Source organism: Bacillus sp. LLTC93, from assembly GCF_002993125.1.
Taxonomy (GTDB): Bacteria; Bacillota; Bacilli; order Bacillales; family Bacillaceae; genus Bacillus; species Bacillus zhangzhouensis.
In genome coordinates, this window is record NZ_PVME01000004.1 from 62,697 (window position 1) to 85,544 (window position 22,848).

The window sequence follows — 22,848 nt, forward strand, 5'->3', positions numbered from 1 at the left end:
GCGTGCCGGTGCTCACGAATGTCAAATTCGCTCCGCTCCGGTACTCGTCCTTCCTAGACTGCAAAGGTTTTCTATCACGCTGAAAAGAAGACAAAGGGCTAAAATAAAGATCATTTTAGTCCTTTGTCAACAGTCTATAGCTGCCTATGATTAGGGAGCTTTTTTTATGTTCGATTCTATTTCAAAATCACACCTTCACTTTTCCCAGTAATTACTTCTTCTCCATGCTGGTTGATATAGCGAGAAAAAAGATGCACACGATCATATTGTTCAAGGGATTCCACTTTGGTGACGGTCATCTGACAAGTAATGGTATCTCCCGTGTAAACGGGGCGGAAGAAGGTACAGGTCACGTCTTGACCAATAAAATGAAACTGACCACCTAGCTTAGTGGCCAGACTTGCCGTGAGAAAGCCGTGAACCATTCGCCGCCCCTGGTCATCAAGCTTGGTATGGTGTTTGCCGAGATCACCTGTCATTTCTCCGAATTGAATCACGTCTTCGTGTGTATAGGTTCTGCTTGTTTGAAACTGATCACCTGGTTGAATCATCTTTCCTTCAGCTCCTTTTTTTAAATGTACCAAAGGAATGAATGAATGTACATTCATTTTCAAGCGATAGGTCTTCATCATTAATTTGAGAGCAAAAGAGGAGGTATCTCTGCAACTCCTTTGCTAAAAAGAAAACATGCAGTTTCATATCGTGTAATCTAGTAGAAAAGTTCATACACTTATCGGGTCCGATGGCCTGTTCTTTTTCTCATATTCACATTTCTTTTGACTCCTCTCTTGATTATTAGTACCATTTTATTAACCAGTTAAGAGTGGAGGTTCAGATGGAAACAAACGAGCAGATTGTCTTAAAAGCGATTCAAGATCTGATTATGCATAGGGAAAAGAGACGAAACGATCCAACAGATCCACTGATTACCACAACTGATACACTCAAGCAAGATTGGACACTCACACAGCTTCACATTTTATCGATGATTCAAGCCAATCCAAACGAATCAAATAATACATTTCTTTCTCAACAACTGAAACTATCAAAACCAGCCATTACAAAGGCTGTGAAAAAACTAATCGAAAAAGGCATGGTGGACTATTGCCACCGGCAAGGTGATAAGAAATCTGTCTATTATTCACTGACAGAGGAAGGCACGCAATTGGCGGCGCTACATGATGAACTTCATGAAAAAGCAGTCACATCCTATTTAGAATTCCTACATCAATTTAATGAGGATGAATTACAAGTGATTGAACGCTTCTTAAAGGCGTGGAAGGAAAAAATATAGATATAAAAAACCGAAATCATCATACAAACTAGATGATTTCGGTTTTTTATATATGGTAAAATTAACATATATTGACGTTATTCTTGATCATGATCAAAAGGAGGGAGCCTCATTGGAGAAAGAAATGATAGAAAATTTTAAAAAGTCCATGTTCATCATGCCATTCGTTGGATTGTTTGTCAGTTTGCTATTATTTGTTTATTTTTTTGGCATTACAGGAGTTGAAGAGCCGATTTGGGCGGCTGCTTTGTATTGTGCTCTGCCTTTTTTGGGGTACACGATATTCTGTTTGCCATTATGTATCTATTTTTCGGTCAGCAAAAAACACTCAATCCATAGAAATGAGGAACATACGTGATTGTTGTCAGCGCTTGTCTTGCTGGATTGAAGGTTCGTTATAATGGCAGTCATCGATTAGATCAGCGAATCGAGGAGCTTGTTCAGGAAGATAAGGCGGTCACGGTCTGTCCCGAGCTGCTAGGCGGCTTCTCCACGCCAAGGCCTCCAGCAGAAATTATTGGCGGCGATGGATATGATGTATTACAGGGCATTGCCTCTGTTGTCGATGTGCATGGAACTGATGTGACAGAGATGTATGTAAAAGGTGCACAAGCTACGCTTGAACAGGTTCAGTCTCTTGAAGCGACAGCGGTTGTGTTAAAAGAGTACAGCCCTTCTTGCGGCAGCCAGATGATTTATCGGGGTGATTTTAACGGTCAGACGAAGGCTGGAGATGGTGTGACGTCAGCTTTGCTGAAACAGCATGGGATTCAGGTGTTCTCTGAGGAGGATGAATGGACTTCGTTGTTTCTATAGGTGTGACGTGAATAGAAGGAGGAGTTAGGTTGAAAAAGTGGATCATTGGTGTAGTTGTTGTTATTTTAATTGGCATTGGCATTTATTTTATGATCAAAGCGAAAACAGGTTCTTTTGATGATGTGGTCTCGATTGACAAAAACAAGGTGACTTCGATTCAAATTGAGCATGATAATGAGCGTGTTGTGCTTGAAAAGAAAGAGGATATTCAAAAGCTGCTGAAGGAATTTTCAGGTATGAAATTAAAGAAAACGAATGAAGCTAAAAAAGCCTCAAAAGAATCTTATTGGATCAGAGTCTACGAGAATGAGAAGGAAACATATGGTCTAACTTTTTACGATCAAAGCTTTTTAGAGACATATGATTTTTCTAAAACGAAAGATCAAACCAGCGAATATCAAATCGTTGATGCCAACCAAGTCGATATAGGAAAATATATCAAATAACACCAGTCCGTCTCTGAATGATCGAAATTCATGCATGATAAATAAAAAATTCGGGTATAGTGCTTGGTAAGTAAAAATGAAGCGGAGGTTTGTTTGATGAGTGGATTAACAGATACAGTCACATTAGCAAACGGAGTAAAAATGCCGAAGCTAGGCTTTGGTGTATGGCAAGTAAAAGATGGGGATGAGGCTGTAAATGCAGTCAAACACGCTCTTGAAGCGGGCTACCGAAGCATTGATACAGCAGCGGCTTATCAAAATGAAGAAGGGGTAGGCAAAGCCATTCAGCAATCAGGCATCTCTCGCGATGATCTGTTCATTACGACAAAAGTCTGGAATCGTGATCAAGGCTATGAGTCAACACTCGAAGCCTTTGAAACAAGTATGAACAAGCTGGGTCTGGATGTATTAGATCTTTATTTAATTCATTGGCCGGTTGAAGGCAAATATAAAGAGACATGGAAAGCGCTAGAGAAGCTGTATAAGGATGGACGCGTTCGAGCAATCGGGGTGTGTAATTTCCATCAGCATCATCTAGAGGATTTATTAGAAGGTGCAGAAGTCGTGCCGATGGTCAATCAAATTGAGCTTCATCCAAAGCTGACGCAGGAGCCTTTACGAGACTACTGCAAGGCAAAAGGCATTCATGTAGAAGCGTGGTCGCCATTAGGCAGCGGGAAGCTTCTTAACCATCCGGTTCTTCAGGATATTGCGAAAAAACATGACAAATCAGTTGCCCAAGTGATTCTTCGCTGGGACTTGCAGCATGGCATTATTACCATCCCGAAGTCTGTGACGAAGAGTCGAATTATTGAAAACACACAAGTATTTGATTTTGAGCTATCCGCACATGAGATGGGTGTTATCGATCAGCTAAATGAAGACGAGCGGACGGGTCCAGACCCAGATAATTTTGATTTTTAATATGAAGAAAAGCACAGGCTGCGATGCCTGTGCTTTTTTGTTTGCCAGCATGTTCAGACGTTCTTTTTAGACTGAAACGTCTCAATGATTTGAATGGCGGCGACAATTTGCTCTTTGGAATAGTCACCAATCAAACAAAAGGTTTCATCTGTGCGTGCAGCATGGCTCGCCACCGTTTTTGCGGCTTCGTTTAGATCAGTCTTGATGCCAAGCTCATGCATATTTCTAGGTAATCCAAGTGTTTGATAAAGCTCTAGTAATTCATCTACTTCTGTCATTCGGTTTTCTGCAGCAAGCTGAACGAGAATGCCATAGGCAACTTTTTGACCATGTAACACATGATGTGTTTCTTCAATAAACGTCAATCCATTATGGATGGCATGAGCTCCTGCCATTCTTCCATAGCGTCCCCCATAGCCGCCGACCGTGCCGGCTAATGTAATAATCGTATCTGTGACATCCGCAAATGCTTGCGAAAGCTGACCTGTTTTCAAGCTTTGGACAGCTTCTTCACTATGAGAAAGAAGAATATCTCGAACGTATACAGCTTGTTTTAGTGCAGCATGTACCATGAGCGGCAAGGAATTTTTTGCATTTCGAATAATGGCTTCCGCTTCGTACCATTTCGCCAGCGTATCACCAATTCCGCTCTGAAGGTAGGAAAGTGGAGAGGAAAGCAAAAAGGTATGATCAATTAAGGTGAGATAGCTAGACCGCTTATGATAATCGACTCTCATGAAATTCCCTTTGTCATCATAAATGACGCTGAGCGGTGTAGACGCAGCACATGTACCTGGAATCGTTGGAACCATGATCACTTCAATTTGAAGAGCATCTGCAACCGATTTGGCGGTGTCTAAAATAGTGCCGCCCCCGATCCCGATAATCACATCGGTTCCTTTTAGTTCTTCTGCAATTTGTGTGATCGCATTTGGTGAACTGTATCCTTTGTGCTGGACAACTGGCCAATGGGATGGGAGCTTTGTGTACTGTGAAAAAGCATGAAATGAATAATATCCAGTCACTACAGCGGGTGACTGAAAGGAAGAAACAAGTGAATCTAGTTCATGATAAATTCCCTTTTGAGAAATAAACTGGTTGGGACCGCTTCTGACGATATCTTCTGGTTGGATCATTGAGTTCTGCTCCTTTACAAAATCATATAGTCTATAAATCATCTCACTTTACAGAAAGTTCTGTCAAATTATCAGACAAAATGAGTAGATAGACCCTTCCGTTTTATGGAATTAAGCCGCTGTCATTGCCTTTAGGTATGTATTTCCTGTATGATAAAGAACGGTATGTTCTCATTAAATTTAAGAGGTGTTTATATATATGGAAAAACAATATCGTGTATTACTTTACTATCAATATGTCCCCATCGAGGACCCAGAAACGTTTACAGCAGAGCACCTAGCATTCTGTAAGGAGCTTGGTTTGTTAGGCCGTATTCTTGTTTCATCAGAAGGTATAAACGGAACGGTTTCAGGAACCATTGAGCAAACGGACAAGTACATGCAAGCGTTAAAAGAAGATCCACGCTTTGCGTCTATGCCGATTAAAATTGACGAAGCAGACGGTCATGCGTTCAAGAAAATGCACGTCCGCCATCGTAATGAATTGGTGAATCTAAGCCTTGAAGATGACGTGAATCCGTTAGAACTAACAGGTAAACATCTCAGCCCGGTTGAATTTTACGAGCAAATGCAATCACCGGATACAGTGGTCATTGATGCGCGTAATGATTATGAATTTGATGTTGGTCACTTCAGAGGTGCGGTTCGTCCTGATATTGAAACATTCCGTGAATTGCCTGAGTGGATTCGTGACAACAAGGAGATTCTTGAAGGGAAAAAAATCCTGACTTATTGCACAGGAGGCGTCCGCTGCGAGAAATTCTCAGGCTGGTTGAAGCGTGAAGGCTTCGAAGATGTATCTCAGCTTGACGGCGGGATTGTCACTTACGGAAAAGACCCGGAAGTACAAGGTAAGCTATGGGACGGTCAATGTTATGTGTTCGATAACCGTCTAACTGTGCCAGTCAATCAAACAGAGCACGTGGTTGTCGGAAAAGATTTCTTCACCGGTGAGCCTTGCGAGCGTTATGTAAACTGTGCGAACCCTGCATGTAACCGCAAAATCATTGCAACTGAAGAAAGCGAGTATAAGTATATGCGCAGCTGCAGCCATGAATGTCGTACTAGCGAACGTAATCTTTATGTGAAGCAGCACAATCTGTCTGAAGAAGAAGTACAAGAAAGACTAGCTGTGATTGAAAAAGAACAAGCGATTTCACAAGGATAGAGGGAACCCCCTTTATCCTTTTTTCTTTGCGGGATAGGTGTTCATAAGGAAGAGGAAGTCATTACCTCTTTCTTTTTTGTTTTGTTTTTTTCAAAATAAGGGTAAAGGTAGTTAATCAGTCTAATAGATTGAACCATTGAAAAAGCGCTTTCTTTTGAAATGAGCATGTTCGACTATTTCAGAAAATGAAGAATTGAGAGATAATATAACAGGCGAAAAAATGAACAAGGGTAAAGGTTCATTTTAGAAAATATTTTCCAGTTGAATGAAAAGGGAACGGCTATGAAAGAAAGACGCTTGCTCGACACATACTCTGTATTTTAATCGAAAGGTGTTATGGACATGAATCATTTGCATCGTAGGATGGGAACTTTCGCTTTAATGATGGTAGGTCTTGGCTCAATCATTGGTTCAGGATGGCTCTTCGGTGCTTGGCGTGCCGCCCAAATCGCCGGCCCTGCTGCTATTTTGTCCTGGTTGATTGGGATGGTTGTGATTTTATTTATCGCTTTGTCTTATAGTGAACTCGGATCGATGTTTCCAGAGGCAGGCGGGATGGTTAAATATACGCAATATTCACACGGCTCTTTTATCGGGTTTATCGCAGCATGGGCGAACTGGATCGCCATTGTCTCTGTTATTCCTGTTGAGGCGGTTGCTTCCGTCCAGTACATGAGCTCATGGCCTTGGGAGTGGGCAAAGTGGACAAGTCACTTGGTCACAAAAGGGGTTTTGACGACAGAAGGGCTCATGGTCGCTAGTGTACTTCTTGTGATTTACTTTCTGCTCAATTATTGGACAGTTGGGTTATTTTCAAAAGCCAATACATTTATTACAGTGTTTAAAATTATCATTCCAGGATTAACAATTGGTGCGCTCTTATTCGTAGGTTTTCATAGTGAGAATTTTACTTCTGGAACAAGTATTGCCCCAAACGGCTGGGCCAGTGTGCTGACAGCTGTTGCGACATCAGGGATTGTGTTTGCCTTCAATGGCTTCCAAAGCCCGATTAATATGGCTGGTGAGGCAAAAAATCCAGGCCGCTCGATTCCAATTGCGATTGTAGGGTCGATTTTGATTGCAACTGTCATCTATGTGCTTTTGCAAATCGCCTTTATTGGGGCGGTCGATCCATCTATGATTGTGAATGGGTGGGGGCATTTGAATTTTAACTCACCATTTGCTGACCTTGCCATTGCGCTTGGGATTAACTGGCTTGTCCTGATTTTATATGCGGATGCATTTGTGTCACCTTCTGGAACAGGCATTACGTATACCGCGACGACGTCTCGTATGATTTATGGAATGGAAAAAAACAAATACATGCCAAGTGTGCTTGGCCGTCTGCACCCTATTTACGGCGTGCCTCGCCAAGCGATGTTTTTTAACTTAGGCGTATCGTTTATCTTTCTGTTTTTATTTAGAGGCTGGGGTGTACTTGCTGAAATCATCTCTGTCGCGACACTTATTTCTTATCTGACAGGACCAGTTACTGTCATGACGCTGAGAAAGACAGGGGCGGATTTATATCGTCCATTGCGAATTAAAGGGCTCAGCATTATTGCTCCTCTAGGCTTTGTGTTTGCATCATTGACGATGTATTGGGCGAGATGGCCGTTAACAGGTCAGGTGCTGTTCATTATTCTCATTGGTCTTCCCATCTATTTTTACTATCAAGCAAAAGTGAAGTGGAAGGGCTTTGGCCGCAACTTTAAGGCCGGTGCTTGGATGGTTGTGTATTTACTTGTGATGATGACCATTTCCTGTCTTGGCAGTGACAAATTCGGGGGCTACAATGTGATTCATTATGGCTGGGATATGGCACTCATAGCGGTCGTTGCCTTGCTATTTTATATGTGGGCACTCAAAAGCGGATTTGAAACAGAGTTTTTAGAAGACGCGAGAAAAATCAATGATGAACTGCGTACTTCTCAGAAAGAAGCAGCATCATCAAAAGAATAAAGGAAAGGCTGCCTGAACATTGCGGGCAGCCTTTTTTATTTTGATGAGCTATGCATCACATGCCGCTTTAGCCAAGTGGTGACACCGTGTAAAACAGCCGCTGTGACCAGTGAGATGAGCACATATCTCCATAGCTGATTCAAGCCTTGTCCGCTAAGCCAATAAACTATTCCTAGAAAAACGAGGGTGAAGATGAGCATGAATAAAAAAGATGCTGACCAGAAAAAATTCTTCATAGACGGTCTCCTCCTTGGGGTATTGTATGCAGGCTGATGGAGGATCAGACCAGCAATGAAGAAGTAGAAATATTTATGAAATATATTGCAAAAGTCAGATAAAAACACCAAGTGATTTGACAGTTGTGTTAAGATGAGAGATATTTTGAGTGAAGATTGTGGGTCATAGACGGAGGTGTTTGGAGATACAGATTCAAAAGGTTCTAAACAATAATGTCATTAGTGTGATAGATGAACACGGAAAAGAAATTGTCGTCATGGGCAGAGGCATTGCTTTTCAAAGACGTCCCGGGGACCCGGTGGATGAAGCGTTAATTGATAAAGTCTTTCGCCTAGAGGATCATTCCGTTCACGAGCGGATGAAAATGCTACTGCAAGAGGTTCCGTATGATGTGGTCAAGGTGACCGAGGAAATGATTCAATATGCACATACAAAGCTGAACCGAAGATTAAACGAAAGTCTGCATGTATCACTCGCAGACCATATTCATTACGCTATCGAACGATTAAAGAAAAATCACCTGATTGAGAATTCGCTCATTTGGGAGATTAAACGCTTATACAAAGATGAATTTCTCGTGGCGAAGGATTGTCTTGAGATGATTGAAGAGCGTCTCCATATTGAACTGCCTGAGGATGAAGCGGGCTTTATTGCCATGCATATCATTAATGCAGAGCTCAATGAAGATATGAATACGACGGTCAATATCACAAAAGAAGTCAATGCCATTCTCACCATTGTGAAATATCATCTCAACATGGAGTTTGATGAAGACTCACTCAACTTTTACCGTTTTCTCACGCATTTGCGCTTTTTCGTACAGCGTCTGATCAACGAAACATTACTTGTCAGCGAAGACCAGGACTTATACCAGTTGATCAAAGTGAAATATCCAAAGGCATACGAATGTGCAAAGAAAATCGCAGAATATGTCTATCAAACGTATCATCGAGATCTGACATCAGAGGAAATGCTGTACCTCTCAATTCATTTGAATCGACTCATCAAACGAGAGAAATAAAGATAGATTTTCAAAGAAAGCGTTGACATGAGAAAAGGTGAGTGGTACTATTTGCTCATAAACATAAAAGAATACGGTTTCACAATGATCGTCTTAGAGGATTGTGACTGTTCGGCAGGCAAAACCTAAACGTTCACTGAAAAAGCGCAATGGCAAGTTGCGACTATTTTTGGTGCCCGTTTAGGTTTTTATTTTGCCCAAAAACGTATTTTTTTCAAAAAAAGGGGGTTTTTGTATGAGTTATCGTCAATTAGCAGAAGACATTATCAAACACATTGGCACAGAGGAAAATGTTCATTCATTGGTCCATTGCGCCACAAGACTTCGTTTCACATTAAATGACAGGTCAAAAGCAGATAAAGCAGCCATTGAAAAATTAAATGGTGTCGTGACGGTCATGGAAAGCGGCGGCCAATTCCAAGTGGTCATTGGCAATACCGTACCAGAGGTATATAGAGAGATTGGGGAGTTTACGAATTTATTAGAGGATTCAGCTTCTTCATCTGCCAGATCGAGTGAAGAGAGTACAAGCCTTTTTGGAAAATTCGTCGACATTGTTTCAGGCATTTTCACACCACTTCTCGGTGTGATGGCGGGTGCCGGTATTTTAAAAGGTCTTTTGGGCATTTGTATCAATGCGAAATGGTTATCTCCTGAAGATACGTCGTATCAAATTTTATTTGCTGCGTCAGACAGTTTGTTCTACTTCCTGCCACTACTGCTCGCATTCACTTCTGCTAGGAAGTTTAAAGCGAATCCGTTTGTCGCTGTGACGATTGCAGGTGCACTGATCTACCCAACCATTCAAGAGCTGACAAAAGGCGGCGGAGATGTTACCTTCTTTGGCATTCCGGTTGTCTTAATGTCTTATACATCAACGGTCATCCCAATTATTTTGGCAGTGTTTGTCATGGGATATATAGAACGTTTCTTTAACAAAGTCATTCATGAGAGTGTCAAAAACTTTATCACACCACTCATTTTACTCGTCATGGTTGTTCCGCTGACACTCATTGTGTTTGGACCATTTGGTGTGTATGCAGGAAACGGCATAGCAGCCGTCTTACTAAAAGTATTCTCCTTTAGCCCTACACTTGCAGGTGCTTTAATTGCGATGGCATGGCAGGTTCTTGTGATCTTCGGCATCCATTGGGGACTTGTGCCAGTCATTTTAAATAATATTGCGGTCCATGGAAAGGATCATATCAAGCCGGCCACTGCGCCAGCTGTGTTCTCTCAAGCCGGTGCCTCAATCGGTGTTATGCTGAAAACAAAGAATAAAAAACTGAAATCATTGGCTGGATCGACAGCGGTTTCTGCTGTGTTTGGGATTACAGAGCCTGCTGTATACGGGGTTACGCTTCGTTTGAAAAAACCATTTATTGCAGCAGTTATCTCTGCCGGGGTCGGCGGTGCGATTATCGGTTATTCACAGAGTGTGGCCATTGCGTCAGGACTTCCGAGTTTACTGACACTGCCGATTTTCTATGGCCAAGGATTTACAGGTTTCTTAATCGGAATTTCGGTCTCGTTCGTCCTATCCATCGTCTTAACATATTTAATTGGATTTAAAGATCCTGTTGATGAAGATGAGACGCCTGTGACGAGTACTGCGCCAAAGGCCGAACATGAACATGGCGTCAAAGCAGCTCATGTGAAAAGTCCTTTAAAGGGCGAGGTCATCAAGCTGGAGGAAGTGCAAGATAAGGCATTCTCATCTGGCGCACTAGGAAAGGGCGCAGCCATCATTCCAGCAGAAGGCAAGCTATTTGCACCAGTATCAGGAGTTGTGACAACGGTGTTCCCAACAGGTCATGCGTACGGTCTCACCTCTGAAAGCGGAGCAGAAGTACTCATTCACATTGGACTCGATACGGTGCAATTAGGTGGTCAGCATTTCACCCCGAAGGTTGTGCAGGGACAAACCATTACGGAAGGTGAACTGCTTGCTGAGTTTGATATTGAGGCGATTCAAGCAGCCGGTCTGTCAGTCACAACACCAGTGATTATTACCAATTCCGGTGAATTTAGCGATATGATTGAAACAGAAGAAAAACAAGTCACACCAGGACAATCATTTTTACACTTAGTTTAATAAAGAGGAGGAAGAAATCATGAGATATTCAACACTAGCACCATTTCCAAAAGACTTTTTCTGGGGCGGATCTACTTCCGCCTATCAAGTAGAAGGTGCATGGAACGAGGATGGAAAGGGACCTTCTGTCATTGACATGAGAGAAAGTTACCCTGAAGGAACAACCGATTTTAAGGTAGCCAGTGATCACTATCACCGATATAAAGAGGATGTGAAGCTGTTTGCAGAAATGGGCTTGAAGGCTTATCGCTTTTCCATTGCGTGGACACGCATCATGCCAGACGGAGATGGGGAGATTAATCAAAAGGGCATTGATTTCTATCATTCTCTCATTGACGAATTACGCCGTTATGACATTGAGCCGATCGTGACGATGTATCATTTTGATCTGCCTCATGCGCTTCAAGTGAAGGGCGGATGGTCGAATCGTGCGACAGTAGATGCGTTTGAACGCTATGCAGAGGTTCTGTTTCAGGAGTATGGTCAAAAGGTAAAATATTGGTTGACCATTAATGAACAAAACATGATGATTTTACATGGATCGGCGCTCGGTACACTTGACCCAAATTTAGAAAATCCGAAAAAAGAACTGTATCAGCAAAACCACCATATGCTCGTAGCGCAAGCGAAAGCCATGACGCTTTGTCATCAAATGCTGCCTGAGGCGAAAATTGGACCAGCGCCAAATATTGCTCTCATTTACCCAGCATCTCCAAAGCCTGAGGATGTACTTGCTGCGGCAAATTACAATGCGATCCGGAACTGGCTTTATCTTGATATGGCAGTCTTCGGCCGTTATAACAACCTTGCTTGGGCGTACATGAAAGAAAAAGACATTCTTCCTGTTATTGAAGAGGGAGATATGGATATTTTAAAAAGTGCGAAGCCAGACTTCATTGCCTTTAACTACTACACTTCTCAAACGGTTGAAGCAAGTAAAGGAGATGGCAATGACGAGTTTGCACGCGGCGGAGATCAGCATTTGAAATCCGGTGAAGATGGCGTATACAAAGGCGGCAATAACCCGTACTTAAGTAAAAATGCATTTGGCTGGGAGATTGATCCTGTCGGCTTCCGTTCAACGATGCGCGAGATTTACGACCGCTATCAGCTGCCGCTCATTATCACTGAAAACGGGCTGGGTGCCTTTGATCAATTAGAAGAAGACGGATCCATTCAGGACGATTATCGAATTGATTATTTAGAGAAACATATCGAACAAATCAGATGGGCGATCACTGACGGTGTCGAGGTGTTCGGATACTGCCCATGGTCAGCCATTGACCTAATCAGCACACACCAAGGATGCTCCAAGCGCTACGGGTTCATCTACGTCAACCGTGACGAATTTGACCTAAAAGACCTCAAACGAATTCGTAAAAAGAGCTCTTATTGGTACGAAACCTTGATTCAGCAAAATGGAGAGAACATCGGGAAGTAAAAAATGAAAAAAGCCAATCACCTTATGCGGGTGGTTGGCTTTTTTTGCTCGTTCACTCTATTGGCAAGATCATATTGTTCAAGTTGTTCTCTAGAATGATAGTCTGATTTTAACAGCCTAACAAACTGCTTTCTTTTATAATCCGAAGAATATCACAATCCATTTCGCTGTTTCGAATGCTTCATCAGGTGGTAGGCCAGCTTGTATAAAAATTGCGCTACTTTGTAAAAACCTGATTTAGCTTTCTTTGCATATTTCTTGCCTATTACTTTCGATAAGGGTTTTTCTAAATATGTGCCTGACTTGCGAAGAGCCTGAACAGCAATTTTTTTTGCTATTGTAGTGACGATATTTTTAGTTTGGGCTTCTTTAGATTGTGGTGGGAATATCTTGAACCATTGTTTAGGGACATATGCATTTCGGCTTGTGTCATTTGTCCATCCATCACATGAATTTCAAAGGTCATCATGTTCACCTCCACAGTGAACGAATTCTACCACAGAAATTTTCATCAAAACGAAGTTCTAAAAAATAAAAAAATGATTGCGGACACCGCAACCAAAAAAGTAATTCTCTTAAATCTATCTTAAATCCATTGATACACTCATTTTGATTTGATAACCTTGATTTTGGAATTTAATACAAAAGGAGGAATATAAACAAAATGTTCAAAAAAACACTTTTAACCCTAATTACCCTAGCTCTTGTCATATCAATATGGACTCCATTTTCATCAGAAGCATCGGCAGAAACACACTCTATCAATTCACAAGAATTAGAAGTGTTAGTAACACCGACGGTTCTACAAAATGAACAAGCTAACAAAGAATTAGACGAACTTGAAACGACAATGGGGGAATACATAGAAAACCTTCCATTTAAAGAAAAAGAATTTGAAAACATGTCAGAGTCAGAACAAAATAAAGTGATAGATCAATATTTCAACAATGAAGAATTTTTAGCTTTAGAAAACCGAATGAAACAACTTGACTCCAAAAGTAGTCAGAGTGAAATAACAACACAAGCACTACCATTATTTTTCATACCTATCGCAATGACTGTCGGGCGAGTTGCTTTATGGGCTATTAGATCAAAAGGCGCAAAAGTTGCCGTAAAGTATTTGAAAAACAGAATAAAAGGTTTTGGTAAGAACTATGAAATTGGTTGGAACTACACAAATAAATATGGGAAAGTAACAAGCCTTGTTAAGGTATTCCATAAAAAGGGTAAAAAGAAAACACGAGTATTTGCAGTTGATAATGGAAAAGTCCCATTAAAACCGGGTTCAACCAAATGGTACTGGCATTTTCACGTAGCTCCAAACATCCACATACACCATGCACTTAGAGCATCAATACCAAGCAAACACAAAGCTAAAAAAGGTGAAACTATACTCCACTAGAAAAAAAGAAAAACCCTATTATAAGGGTTTTTCTTTTTTGGAATCGTACTCTTTAATAATATCAATTGGATCAATCGCATCATCATCTTGTGTGTATTCCTCTACATAAGGAGTAATCAATTTCTTAAACTGCTTTTCATCATCCACTAAAGCAATACAAGTTTCATAACCCTCAAAATCAGATGGATATAAATGTGCAACAGAACTACCAGTTTCTAAAGCCTTATCAATTGCATTTCTTAATTCCAACAAACCTTTTCGATTCCCCAAAATCAATGCTTCCATGTGGTGAGTTTCTTGAGCATATATATTACACATCTCTAAAACATCATCATCATCCACTTGAATAGACATACAAAAAGCACCTCCAAAGTAAAATTTAGTTAATTATATAATTATTGATGCCAACATGCCAAGACCTCAAACGTCTCATTGGCTACTTTATCCTCATTTTCTTCAATCCTGATTAGATCTCCTTCCTAGCATCAATACGCTATTTCCAAAACTGCCACCAACATTTTTTTGTCCTTCTTTTTCCTTCTGCTCCGTTGCCGCAATTAATTTTTTAGTTTCTTGAGTTTCTCTTATGGCCTCTAACAGCTTTTTATCTCTTTCAAGAAGACTGCTTTGTATGTATTCTTGCTGTTTTTTCAACTTGCTGGAGGTTACAAATCCCATCTTACTCTCTACTATTATTATACCCCGAAATCGATATCATTTATAGAGTGTTTTCCGCCCATATCAGGCCGTATACTGTTATACGCAAGTCAAAAATGATAAGGGGTGTCGCTGTATGAATGACAAGCAGCAGGTGTTAGACCCGGGTCCATTTTTTCATGGGACGAAAGCAGAATTGAAGATTGGAGATCTGCTTGAACCGCTGTACTTATCCAATTATCAGGATAAAAAATCGAACCATATCTATTTTACCGGAACATTAAACGCGGCCAAATGGGGGGCTGAATTAGCGAGGTCTGATGCGAAAGAGAGAATTTATATTGTAGAACCGTTAGGCGAGTTTGAAAATGATCCGAATGTAACTGACAAAAGATTTCCGGGCAACCCAACACGTTCTTATCGATCGAAATCTCCGTTGAAAATAGTCGCAGAATTAGGTTCATGGGAAAGACATTCCGATGAAGAAATCAATCATATGCTGAGCTCCTTAAAAAAATTAAGTGAAGAAGGAAAAAATGTCATCTACGATTGATGATCCATATTTTAAATAAGACGAAGGCCGCCCAGTTCATGAGGCGGCCTTTTGTTCTATTTATTGAAACAACGCATCCATCAGCTCATCAAATGTTTGGGCTTGCTTGAGGGAGTGAATGCGGTCTGGATTGTCTAGTAAATCGACGGCCTGTTCAAAGAATTGGTTCATGCAGGCAGCGTCATTCTTATGAATCGCTAATAAAAAGACAATTGATACTTGGTCTCCCTGCCAGTCAATCGGCTGTTTTAAGTGTGCGATGGCTACAGAGGAATTGCCTTCATTTGTGATGAGCGGATGCGGCATTGCAATACCGCTGCCAAGATAGGTAGACGACATTTGCTCACGCTCAAACACCGAGGGCCGAAAGGAAGACGATACTAGCTGATGCGCCTCTAAACGGCTGCATAGTGTGTCTAATACTTCATCTTTGCTGGATAGGTCAGCATTCATTAAAGTCAATCGTTCTTGAAAAAACGCCATTAGTTCCTTTGAGGGTGTCCCGTGTCCATTTAATAAATGAATGACTTCATTTACGCGCTGTATATCATGATGTTCAAAAAAGGCGTTGACCTGAATCACTGGTTTCCCCTTTGCTGTGAGTGGCACGGTTGTGATGATGACGTCACACGGCAAAGAGGTGCTCATTAGATAATCCTGATAGGAATAGAGCTCAACGATTTCAAGTTCATGCTGAAAGGCAGCCTTTAACTTAATTTCAAGCAGTCTTGCCGTTCCTAATCCAGACCCACACACGATAATGGCTTTCTTTTTTTGCGAGGTGCCGAGCTGACTTCTTTCAAATGAAGCAGCAATATGCAAGGCAACATATGCGGCCTCGTCTTCATTTGGTGTACGCACCAGCTGTAAAGCATTCAGTCCGCTGACAGCCAAGTCAAATGGGTAAGGATAAGACGTTTTGATCTCATGCAAAAGCGGGTTTTGTAAGGACACACCATATTGGATTCGATTTAATAATGGCTTCATATGAAGCATCAAGTCTTGCCGCAGGATGTCATCATCAGCAAAACGATGTCCGCTTGTCTTTTCAATGTGCTTGAGAAATACCGTGACCGCCTGCCGTACTTCCTCTGTCGTTTGATGATGGTCCGCTTCTTTCCACGTTTGATTCGCCAAGAGATGCATCACTAAGTAATCTGTTTCATCCTCTGACAAGGTAACATAAAAAGTGTCGCTGACTTGCTGAGTGATTTTTTTGGCAATTTTCGTTAACACTGGCGACCTTTGTGTGCGTTCGGTGCTGGCGGATATTCTCTGTTCTTTTCGTGTTTGCTGAATCGCAATGGCTAAATGAATGACTAAATTTTTTAGGGCAATGTCTTTAATGAGTAATGATTCCTGATACAGATTCGTCAGCACAATGGATCGAATGGTTTCAAGAGAAATATCAGGAAAATGAAGCTGCTCCCGCTCGGTGATATTTGATAGCGCAGGTTCTTCCTCAAGCAGCAAGTCTGCATAGCACGTTCTTTTTTGCAATTCGTCTCCCTCAACCTTTAAGCCAAAACCAGGCTTTGATACAAGGGTCATGCCGTAACGGGCTAATAGTTCTCGTCCTTTTTTTAAATCACTGCTGACAGTCATGCGGCTGATAAACAGCTCTTCAGCTAGTTGATCAATTTTTAAGTAGTCAGATTGAAGCAATAGTTTTCTCATGATAAATCGTACACGCTCTTCTGGCATGACGGGTACGAGAGAGTGGGCAGGAAGCTTCTGTTGATGAAGCCAAAGCAGGAAAGCGTCTTGGTCACTCGTTAAGAGAGTGTAGCCCCTTCCGCGGATGGTCTTAATGATGGCCCCGGCTTCCTTTAATAGCTCATTTGCTTCTTTAATTAAATTGCGGATGGAGCGGTCAGATAAGCGAAAAGAGGCAGTTAGCTCCTCCAGCTTCACGAACCCTTTTGTTTCGAATAGCCGCTGAATGAGCTGATAGGTTCGAGTATCTGCCGTCATCATCATTGCGCCGCTCCTTGCGCCTGTAAGGCGTCGTCTCCAAGGGCAATCGCTCCCATTAAACCAGATAATCCGTCAAAGGAAGGCTTTGTGACGATTTCATTTAATGGTTTTGGTAGTTGCAGGTATCCGCGAAGCCGCTTGTCTGTTTCTTCATGGATGAGCGGCAGCATAGCTGGCTGTTTCATCACACCTCCGCCGAAAATGATGCGCTCTGGTGAAAGGGTGAGTAATAAATTTGCCGCCATTTGCCCGAGATAGTAGGCATGCAATGACCAGGCTGGATGGTCCTCTGGCAGCATTTGTGCCAATGTATGATAGCGTCCTTCTATGGCAGGTCCAGATGCCAGCCCCTCTAAACAATCATGGTGAATAGGGCAGCAGCCCCCATAGGTATCATGAGGATGGCGTTGGACTGTGATATGGCCCATTTCTGGATGTAGCAATCCATGAATGAGGCGATTTTCAATATATGCACCGCCACCTATTCCAGTTCCAACGGTGATGTAAACCAACGAAGCAGGATTTTCTGCTTCAGTCGAAAAGCGGGCTTCCCCGAGCGCTGCACAGTTCACATCAGTATCAAGCTTCATAGGGAGCCCGAGCGCTTGTTTTAAGGTAGAGAGTAATGGAAATTGGCGCCAGGCTGTTTTCGGTGTATCTAAAATCGTCCCGTAGCTTGGGCTGTGTTCCTTCACATCGACCGGTCCGAATGCCCCAATTCCAAGCGCATCGACTGGGTGCTCTGTAAAATAATCGATCACTTTTTGGCATGTTTCATCTGGATTCCCTGTTGCAAAGGAAGTCATGTGTTCAATCGTTCCGTCTGTTGTTCCGTAACCGCAGACAAATTTTGTACCGCCTGCTTCGATGCCTCCAATTCGCATGATCAATGCCCTCCATTAAAGAGGGACGGAATCCAAATGGATCCCGCCCCTACATGTTCATTTTTTCTTTACAATGTAGGTTTGTACCTGACAAGGTGTGAGCGGTTCAATCTGTAATGATCCATGTTGTGCTTTGAGTATATGTCCTTCAGGTGTTTCGCCTAAATTCGCTGTTTCTCCGTGTTGTAGAGATGAACTATTGATTGAAGCGGCTGTTTGACGCGTTAAATATGGATTGAAGAGACGGATGACAATACCTGTTCCATGCTCTTCCTTTTTCAAGGCGCTTAGAATGGCTCCGTCTGTTTCGATGTCAAGCAGGCTATAAGTAGATTGTAAGTCTTCTTCTTCATCTCGGAAAGAGAAAATTAAACGACCGTTTAAAAAGTCAGCTCGTTCATAGCATTGAACCGGAGTAGTATACCGCTTGGCAAGCTGCGCTAAGTGACCTTCACTTACCGCTTCTTTGCTATAGAGCATGCCAAATGAGAACGATAGCGCGCCTTGAAGCTGAGCGTCAGGTGTCTCAACGATTTTTTCCCCAGATGCCCGGCCTGGACGGTAAAGCAGATTTTCTTTCCCCATCTTTCCGAAACAGCGGAAGAGGGTATAAGCAATCGTTGTGTAGCCTTCGCCTGTGATTTGGTATTCTCTCACGCAGTCGGTCAACAGAGCGACACCATACGCATCATCACGAAGTGCAACAAAGGATTGCATCGGTTCAATGGTGATCGGTTTTTCTTCCCAATGCTCATTGCTCCACCATTCAAGCTCTTGCGTCAGTTCTGTTGGGCGTTCGATTGTCCCAAACTGTTGATCACTCAGTGATACGTTTGACGCGATGCCTGTATCAAAGAGTACCCTCATACGATGGTCTAATGCATGATTGTCGACATCCACATGAAAACGGATGACAGACTCATCTTTATTTAAAGCCACCTTCGCTGTGATCGGGAGTGAAGTCGTGACCTTTTGCTCCGATCGTTCCTCTAAGTCATACGGGACAGTGAGATGAAGCTGGATGGTGAGCTCCTCCTGTAACCCGCTTTTAGACACTGTGATATCCGCTGATGAAATATCTTTAGACGACACATACAGATCCTCGCGCGGTGGTGAATAGTTGTAGGAATCCCCATCGTCTCCATTGTCTTCAAAGATCATTTGCTCAGAGAAGGTTTGACCTGTTTGCTTATCTGTGATCTCGAGTGATCCATTATCATTTGCAGAAATTCGATAATATGCATTTTCAATCACTCGGCCTTCTGCTTGTTCCCAAACGGATTCACTTGATTCATCGAAAACCATGCTGACTTGTGTATAACCAACTGATGGTAAGTCGTTTGCTTCAATAAGCAAAACAGCTTTCCATACTTGTTTTGGCATGTACACCTCTTTGCTTGGGTTAAGAGAAATTTGCTGTGCCAAGACATAATCAGTGACATCCGTTTTGCTTTTCACCGTGTAGTGAAGAGTTCTTCCGTTTGCGTCTTTTAGCGTAAAAGGACGTTCCGTAATAAAGGTTTCGACTTCAATGACTTCAGAACGCTTTGAAGGCAATGTATTAAATAAAGTGAACGTGATTTCTTGCTCTGTTTGCAGGCGAATAGCGATGAGACGCATGTGTAAGTCCACAAGGTTTTCGGCGATTTCTTTTGCCTGCTTATAGCGGAAGAAGACGTCTTGATTCGTCGTGTCACTATTACAGCCACCAATGCTGTCATGCGCTGCATTCTCAAACATGAGGTACCAAATATCACGAACGGTGTCATGTGGATAATCGTGCCCGAGTGAATAGCTGATCGTTAGGATCGGCTCCATCACATTAACGAGATAGTTTTCAATTTGATTGTTTAAGATTTTTAAATCTGCTCTTGTTGAAAAAATAGATTTATGAATTCGCATATGCTTCGCATGAATGAGCTCTCCTTGTAATGTATCAAAAGATGTCCGCTCTTTTTTCACCGCTGCAATGTAATCTTCTAGACTGCTGATTTGATAGTGATGCTCGTCAAGTTCATTGGCTTTTTCTAATAAGTCAGGCAGGTTTTTGCGGATAGGTGCCTGGTCAAAGCCATTTGGAAAATAGACATTCTTTGTTGTGGCTTTTGCTTGCAGCGCACCGATTTTTTCAGACAGAAAGGCCTGTAAGTCCTCATCCTTCTCAGGGATATTTCCACCGTAGTAGTAGCCAAATGGCAGATTCACAGCAAAGACTTCACTGCCGTCAGCGCCACGCCAATTGAATTCTGTATGATTCGTCATATGATCAGAAACGCCGCGCCAAAATGCTGTATCTACAATGCCAAAGCCTTGATAAATTTGTGGCATTTGTGCGGATTGACCGAAGGAGTCAGGGACATAACCGACTTTCATCACATGGCCGAATTGCTGACAACGCTCGATTCCATATTGCAGGTTCCTTACAATCGATTCACCTGAAATAACGAGTTGATCGGTTTGTGTATACCATGGACCGATGATGAGGCGTTTGGCCGTGACGAGCTTTTTGATTCGATTTTCATCCTTTGGACGCCATTTGAGGTAATCATCCAATAATGATGCCTGGGCATCGAGCATGAAGTAATGGAACCTTTCATCTGTTTCAAGGGTGTCTAAAATGTCCATTACGCTTTTCATTAAGTAGATACGGGAGCGGGAGGTGGTGAAATACCATTCCCGGTCCCAGTGAGTATGTGGAATCACATGTACATTGACAGTCATTGATCAACGACACCTTTCTTTGTTCAAATTATCCTTCTAGCACAAGGTCAAAATCGTCTTCTTCTTTCTGCTTCTGATTATGTTCTGGCTTTTGAGGCTCTTTTTTCTCAGAGAAATTCACAAGCAGGTTGGCGCCAATACCGATGACGAGTGCGCCAGTAAGGGCACCGATTAAATAAGCCCACCAGTTTCCAACTGAGAAGAAGCCATATAGTCCACCAATTGGCGGCATGATGTCATGAACACCTAATAATGCAGCAACCCCACTCCCAGCAGCACAAGCGACGACATTCAGTGGAATCAATTTCAAAGGATTGACGAGGGTAAAAGGAATTGCTCCTTCTGTAATACCGATAATCCCCATGACAAGGCCGCCTCGTCCGGCTTCTCTAAAGGTTGGGGAGAAGTTACGTTTTCGAATCAATGTCGCAAGTCCGTACCCAAGCGGCGGAATGACAATCGCAATATTGACGAGAATGGCAGGGAGGTAAACACCTGATAGGAAGAGCGCGTTACCCGCCATCCAAGCGGATTTATTCACCGGTCCGCCAAGGTCGAATCCAATCATCGCGCCTAAAATCAAAGCGAGCGCGAGTGTGCTTGTTCCATCAGCAACCATGCCTTTGATCCATTCAATTAATGCCGTGTTCAAAGCGCCTAATGGCCCGCCTAGCAGAACGGACATGAGAAGTCCGGTTAAGCCAACGGTAATGAGCGGTAGGATGAGCAGAGGAACAAGTCCGGCTGCAGAGCCTTGAATTTGAATTTTTCTTTTCACAAAAAGAGCGACATATCCTGCGAAGAAGCCTGCAATAACAGCACCGATAAATCCAGCATTCGTTGAGCTGGCAAGGGCTCCGCCGATAAAACCAGCCGCAAGACCTGATTTATCTGCAATGGAATAGGCGATAAATCCAGCGAGCAGGACGTTCATTAAGCCAATGCCTGTCCAGCCAACTTGCTCCATTAAATAGGCACCGTGCAATATGCCGCCAGCATCCTTATAGGTGTTTAAATCTGAAACACCAAACCCTAAACCGACCAATTTTGCTAAACCAACGATAAGTGAAGCACCGATGATCACAGGAAGAATATAAGAAATACCGGTCATGAGATGGCCTTCAATGACTTTTAATTTTGCTTTCATTTTCTTTGCTCCTTTCTATATGGCATTGCTCATGTTTATTGAGATTCAGACTTTTTCTTTTCAACAAGTGCTACGGCTTTTGTGATGATTTGCTCGGCATTTTTTAAGGCGCGTCCGATCTCGACACGTACAGTGGGAATGCCTGAGAAGCGTTCTGCATCGTTAATATGCTGATTTGAGGCAATGATACAAAGATCTGCCTGCTTTGCTTCCTCTGGTGTAATGCCGTTCACCTGTCCCATAATTCCTTGCTGTTCGATTTTGATCTCGTGTCCGAGCTGTTTACCCGCATTCTCTAATGCTTTTGCTGCCATTGGTGTATGAGCTAACCCTGCTGGGCATGAAGTGACACCGACAATTTTCATTGTGTAATCCCCTCTTTCAATTGTTGTTCAATGACTTCGTAATAATAATCAGCTGTTTGACCGGGTTGAATCTTTTCGATGAAAGCAGGTTCCATTAAGCTAGTGGCAATGCCTGATAGTAGTTTCAGATGCGTGACATTTGCCTCTTCTAGTGGAACCAGCAGTGTAAATAAATAGCTTGTTGGTAAATCGTCGAAGCTTCCCCATTCAATGGGCTGTTCAAGTTCTAAAAAGAGAAGTGAAGCCGTTTGTACAGTGGAGCTTTTTGTATGAGGAATGGCAAAGCCTTGCTGAAGCCCTGTTGAGACTTCGTCTTCGCGTTTCAACAAATCTGCTAATAACCCCGACTGATCGTTTGTAATATGAAGGTCTTCAGCTTTCTCGGAAATGTATTGTAAAATCTCATTCTTTGATTGACCGTTTACTTGTGTAAAAACATGATCTTTTTGGAACAAGCTGATCCCTTCTCTCTTGTTTGTTAAGCGCTTACAAGTTGATTGTAATGTACTTTTTGTCATGGTTAAATAGCATCATTTTCCGTTTGAAATGGCAAAAAGTTTATGAAGCTATTCGCCTTGCTATCTGAATATCTCAAATCCTAG

23 protein-coding genes are annotated in these 22,848 nt (G+C 42.3%); 12 read left to right on the plus strand and 11 right to left on the minus strand.

All coding sequences use genetic code 11. The features are described from left to right. Window positions 1-176: 176 nt before the first annotated feature. Complete coding sequence (locus C6W18_RS14155) at window positions 177-551, minus strand: hotdog domain-containing protein (RefSeq protein ID WP_105928115.1); 375 nt, start codon at window positions 549-551, stop codon at window positions 177-179. Window positions 552-835: 284 nt separating this feature from the next. Here C6W18_RS14155 and C6W18_RS14160 point away from each other — a divergent pair, with 284 nt between their 5' ends. The 5 genes from C6W18_RS14160 to C6W18_RS14180 all read left to right on the plus strand — a co-directional run bounded on the left by C6W18_RS14160 (window position 836) and on the right by C6W18_RS14180 (window position 3,480). Further along, a complete protein-coding gene (locus C6W18_RS14160; protein WP_034320444.1) occupies window positions 836-1,294 on the plus strand; it encodes a MarR family transcriptional regulator in 459 nt (152 codons plus the stop codon). A gap of 112 nt (window positions 1,295-1,406) precedes the next feature. Next, window positions 1,407-1,652: a hypothetical protein gene (locus C6W18_RS14165; protein WP_105927960.1), complete on the plus strand. Its 246-nt coding sequence runs from the start codon at window positions 1,407-1,409 to the stop codon at window positions 1,650-1,652. Next, entirely contained in the window at window positions 1,649-2,110 is a 462-nt protein-coding gene (locus C6W18_RS14170) for a 2-thiouracil desulfurase family protein (protein ID WP_105927961.1), read from the plus strand. The genes C6W18_RS14165 and C6W18_RS14170 overlap by 4 nt, the downstream gene beginning before the upstream one ends. A 29-nt stretch (window positions 2,111-2,139) precedes the next feature. Further along, complete coding sequence (locus tag C6W18_RS14175; protein ID WP_105927962.1) at window positions 2,140-2,556, plus strand: DUF5301 domain-containing protein; 417 nt, start codon at window positions 2,140-2,142, stop codon at window positions 2,554-2,556. A gap of 96 nt (window positions 2,557-2,652) precedes the next feature. Then, window positions 2,653-3,480: an aldo/keto reductase gene (locus C6W18_RS14180; protein WP_105927963.1), complete on the plus strand. Its 828-nt coding sequence runs from the start codon at window positions 2,653-2,655 to the stop codon at window positions 3,478-3,480. A gap of 53 nt (window positions 3,481-3,533) precedes the next feature. On the opposite strand, the gene C6W18_RS14185 is transcribed toward C6W18_RS14180, so the two are convergent. After that, window positions 3,534-4,616: an iron-containing alcohol dehydrogenase family protein gene (locus C6W18_RS14185; RefSeq protein WP_105927964.1), complete on the minus strand. Its 1,083-nt coding sequence runs from the start codon at window positions 4,614-4,616 to the stop codon at window positions 3,534-3,536. A gap of 199 nt (window positions 4,617-4,815) precedes the next feature. Between C6W18_RS14185 and trhO the strand changes: the two genes are divergently transcribed. After that, window positions 4,816-5,784, plus strand: a complete 969-nt coding sequence (gene trhO / locus C6W18_RS14190) for an oxygen-dependent tRNA uridine(34) hydroxylase TrhO (RefSeq protein ID WP_105927965.1) — start codon at window positions 4,816-4,818, stop codon at window positions 5,782-5,784. 342 nt (window positions 5,785-6,126) lie between these two features. Next, complete coding sequence (gene aimA / locus C6W18_RS14195) at window positions 6,127-7,746, plus strand: glutamate/serine transporter AimA (protein WP_034320456.1); 1,620 nt, start codon at window positions 6,127-6,129, stop codon at window positions 7,744-7,746. A 35-nt stretch (window positions 7,747-7,781) separates the two neighbouring features. On the opposite strand, the gene C6W18_RS14200 is transcribed toward aimA, so the two are convergent. Further along, window positions 7,782-7,982 (minus strand): hypothetical protein, encoded by a 201-nt coding sequence (locus C6W18_RS14200; RefSeq protein ID WP_034320459.1) that lies wholly within the window; start codon window positions 7,980-7,982, stop codon window positions 7,782-7,784. Window positions 7,983-8,167: 185 nt separating this feature from the next. On the opposite strand from C6W18_RS14200, the gene licT reads away from it, so the two are divergent. The 4 genes from licT to C6W18_RS14220 all read left to right on the plus strand — a co-directional run bounded on the left by licT (window position 8,168) and on the right by C6W18_RS14220 (window position 13,942). After that, on the plus strand, window positions 8,168-9,004 hold the full coding sequence (licT, locus tag C6W18_RS14205; protein ID WP_034320761.1) for a BglG family transcription antiterminator LicT: 837 nt from the start codon (window positions 8,168-8,170) through the stop codon (window positions 9,002-9,004). A 235-nt stretch (window positions 9,005-9,239) separates the two neighbouring features. Next, a complete protein-coding gene (locus C6W18_RS14210) occupies window positions 9,240-11,099 on the plus strand; it encodes a beta-glucoside-specific PTS transporter subunit IIABC (RefSeq protein ID WP_105927966.1) in 1,860 nt (619 codons plus the stop codon). Between the two features lie 19 nt (window positions 11,100-11,118). Next, the gene (locus C6W18_RS14215) at window positions 11,119-12,540 is read left to right on the plus strand and encodes a glycoside hydrolase family 1 protein (RefSeq protein ID WP_034320465.1); all 1,422 of its coding nucleotides are present in this window, start codon (window positions 11,119-11,121) and stop codon (window positions 12,538-12,540) included. A gap of 664 nt (window positions 12,541-13,204) precedes the next feature. Next, on the plus strand, window positions 13,205-13,942 hold the full coding sequence (locus C6W18_RS14220; RefSeq protein ID WP_105927967.1) for a hypothetical protein: 738 nt from the start codon (window positions 13,205-13,207) through the stop codon (window positions 13,940-13,942). Window positions 13,943-13,960: 18 nt separating this feature from the next. Here the strand turns inward: C6W18_RS14220 and C6W18_RS14225 are convergent, their stop codons facing one another. Continuing rightward, entirely contained in the window at window positions 13,961-14,296 is a 336-nt protein-coding gene (locus C6W18_RS14225; protein ID WP_105927968.1) for a hypothetical protein, read from the minus strand. Between the two features lie 102 nt (window positions 14,297-14,398). Continuing rightward, window positions 14,399-14,620, minus strand: coding sequence for a DUF3967 domain-containing protein (locus C6W18_RS14230; protein ID WP_105927969.1), 222 nt, complete (start codon window positions 14,618-14,620; stop codon window positions 14,399-14,401). A gap of 115 nt (window positions 14,621-14,735) precedes the next feature. Between C6W18_RS14230 and arr the strand changes: the two genes are divergently transcribed. Next, on the plus strand, window positions 14,736-15,152 hold the full coding sequence (gene arr / locus C6W18_RS14235) for an NAD(+)--rifampin ADP-ribosyltransferase (RefSeq protein ID WP_105927970.1): 417 nt from the start codon (window positions 14,736-14,738) through the stop codon (window positions 15,150-15,152). 60 nt (window positions 15,153-15,212) lie between these two features. Here arr and C6W18_RS14240 read toward each other — a convergent pair whose 3' ends face one another. Genes C6W18_RS14240 through C6W18_RS14265 form a run of 6 tightly spaced genes read right to left on the minus strand, consistent with a single transcriptional unit; the run spans window position 15,213 to window position 22,701 of the window. Then, window positions 15,213-17,132, minus strand: a complete 1,920-nt coding sequence (locus C6W18_RS14240; RefSeq protein ID WP_105927971.1) for a BglG family transcription antiterminator — start codon at window positions 17,130-17,132, stop codon at window positions 15,213-15,215. After that, a complete protein-coding gene (locus C6W18_RS14245) occupies window positions 17,129-18,013 on the minus strand; it encodes an ROK family protein (RefSeq protein WP_105927972.1) in 885 nt (294 codons plus the stop codon). Before C6W18_RS14245 ends, C6W18_RS14240 begins: the two co-directional genes overlap by 4 nt. A 57-nt stretch (window positions 18,014-18,070) precedes the next feature. Beyond that, window positions 18,071-20,734 carry a mannosylglycerate hydrolase gene (gene mngB, locus C6W18_RS14250; RefSeq protein WP_105927973.1) on the minus strand — a complete coding sequence of 888 codons (2,664 nt, stop codon included), beginning with the start codon at window positions 20,732-20,734 and terminating at the stop codon, window positions 18,071-18,073. 28 nt (window positions 20,735-20,762) lie between these two features. Further along, the gene (locus tag C6W18_RS14255; protein WP_105927974.1) at window positions 20,763-21,881 is read right to left on the minus strand and encodes a PTS fructose transporter subunit IIC; all 1,119 of its coding nucleotides are present in this window, start codon (window positions 21,879-21,881) and stop codon (window positions 20,763-20,765) included. Between the two features lie 35 nt (window positions 21,882-21,916). Then, the gene (locus C6W18_RS14260; protein WP_034320486.1) at window positions 21,917-22,246 is read right to left on the minus strand and encodes a PTS fructose transporter subunit IIB; all 330 of its coding nucleotides are present in this window, start codon (window positions 22,244-22,246) and stop codon (window positions 21,917-21,919) included. After that, a complete protein-coding gene (locus tag C6W18_RS14265) occupies window positions 22,243-22,701 on the minus strand; it encodes a PTS sugar transporter subunit IIA (protein WP_034320489.1) in 459 nt (152 codons plus the stop codon). Before C6W18_RS14265 ends, C6W18_RS14260 begins: the two co-directional genes overlap by 4 nt. Window positions 22,702-22,848: the final 147 nt, after the last annotated feature.

Bases quoted from the DNA above. Each gene is read 5' to 3' on its own strand.
- C6W18_RS14155 (WP_105928115.1), bottom strand. From the start codon at position 551: ATGATTCAACCAGGTGATCAGTTTCAAACAAGCAGAACCTATACACAC.
- C6W18_RS14160 (WP_034320444.1), top strand. From the start codon at position 836: ATGGAAACAAACGAGCAGATTGTCTTAAAAGCGATTCAAGATCTGATT.
- C6W18_RS14180 (WP_105927963.1), top strand. From the start codon at position 2,653: ATGAGTGGATTAACAGATACAGTCACATTAGCAAACGGAGTAAAAATG.
- C6W18_RS14185 (WP_105927964.1), bottom strand. From the start codon at position 4,616: ATGATCCAACCAGAAGATATCGTCAGAAGCGGTCCCAACCAGTTTATT.
- trhO (WP_105927965.1), top strand. From the start codon at position 4,816: ATGGAAAAACAATATCGTGTATTACTTTACTATCAATATGTCCCCATC.
- aimA (WP_034320456.1), top strand. From the start codon at position 6,127: ATGAATCATTTGCATCGTAGGATGGGAACTTTCGCTTTAATGATGGTA.
- C6W18_RS14200 (WP_034320459.1), bottom strand. From the start codon at position 7,982: ATGAAGAATTTTTTCTGGTCAGCATCTTTTTTATTCATGCTCATCTTC.
- C6W18_RS14210 (WP_105927966.1), top strand. From the start codon at position 9,240: ATGAGTTATCGTCAATTAGCAGAAGACATTATCAAACACATTGGCACA.
- C6W18_RS14215 (WP_034320465.1), top strand. From the start codon at position 11,119: ATGAGATATTCAACACTAGCACCATTTCCAAAAGACTTTTTCTGGGGC.
- C6W18_RS14220 (WP_105927967.1), top strand. From the start codon at position 13,205: ATGTTCAAAAAAACACTTTTAACCCTAATTACCCTAGCTCTTGTCATA.
- C6W18_RS14225 (WP_105927968.1), bottom strand. From the start codon at position 14,296: ATGTCTATTCAAGTGGATGATGATGATGTTTTAGAGATGTGTAATATA.
- C6W18_RS14230 (WP_105927969.1), bottom strand. From the start codon at position 14,620: ATGGGATTTGTAACCTCCAGCAAGTTGAAAAAACAGCAAGAATACATA.
- arr (WP_105927970.1), top strand. From the start codon at position 14,736: ATGAATGACAAGCAGCAGGTGTTAGACCCGGGTCCATTTTTTCATGGG.
- C6W18_RS14240 (WP_105927971.1), bottom strand. From the start codon at position 17,132: ATGATGATGACGGCAGATACTCGAACCTATCAGCTCATTCAGCGGCTA.
- C6W18_RS14245 (WP_105927972.1), bottom strand. From the start codon at position 18,013: ATGCGAATTGGAGGCATCGAAGCAGGCGGTACAAAATTTGTCTGCGGT.
- mngB (WP_105927973.1), bottom strand. From the start codon at position 20,734: ATGACTGTCAATGTACATGTGATTCCACATACTCACTGGGACCGGGAA.
- C6W18_RS14255 (WP_105927974.1), bottom strand. From the start codon at position 21,881: ATGAAAGCAAAATTAAAAGTCATTGAAGGCCATCTCATGACCGGTATT.
- C6W18_RS14260 (WP_034320486.1), bottom strand. From the start codon at position 22,246: ATGAAAATTGTCGGTGTCACTTCATGCCCAGCAGGGTTAGCTCATACA.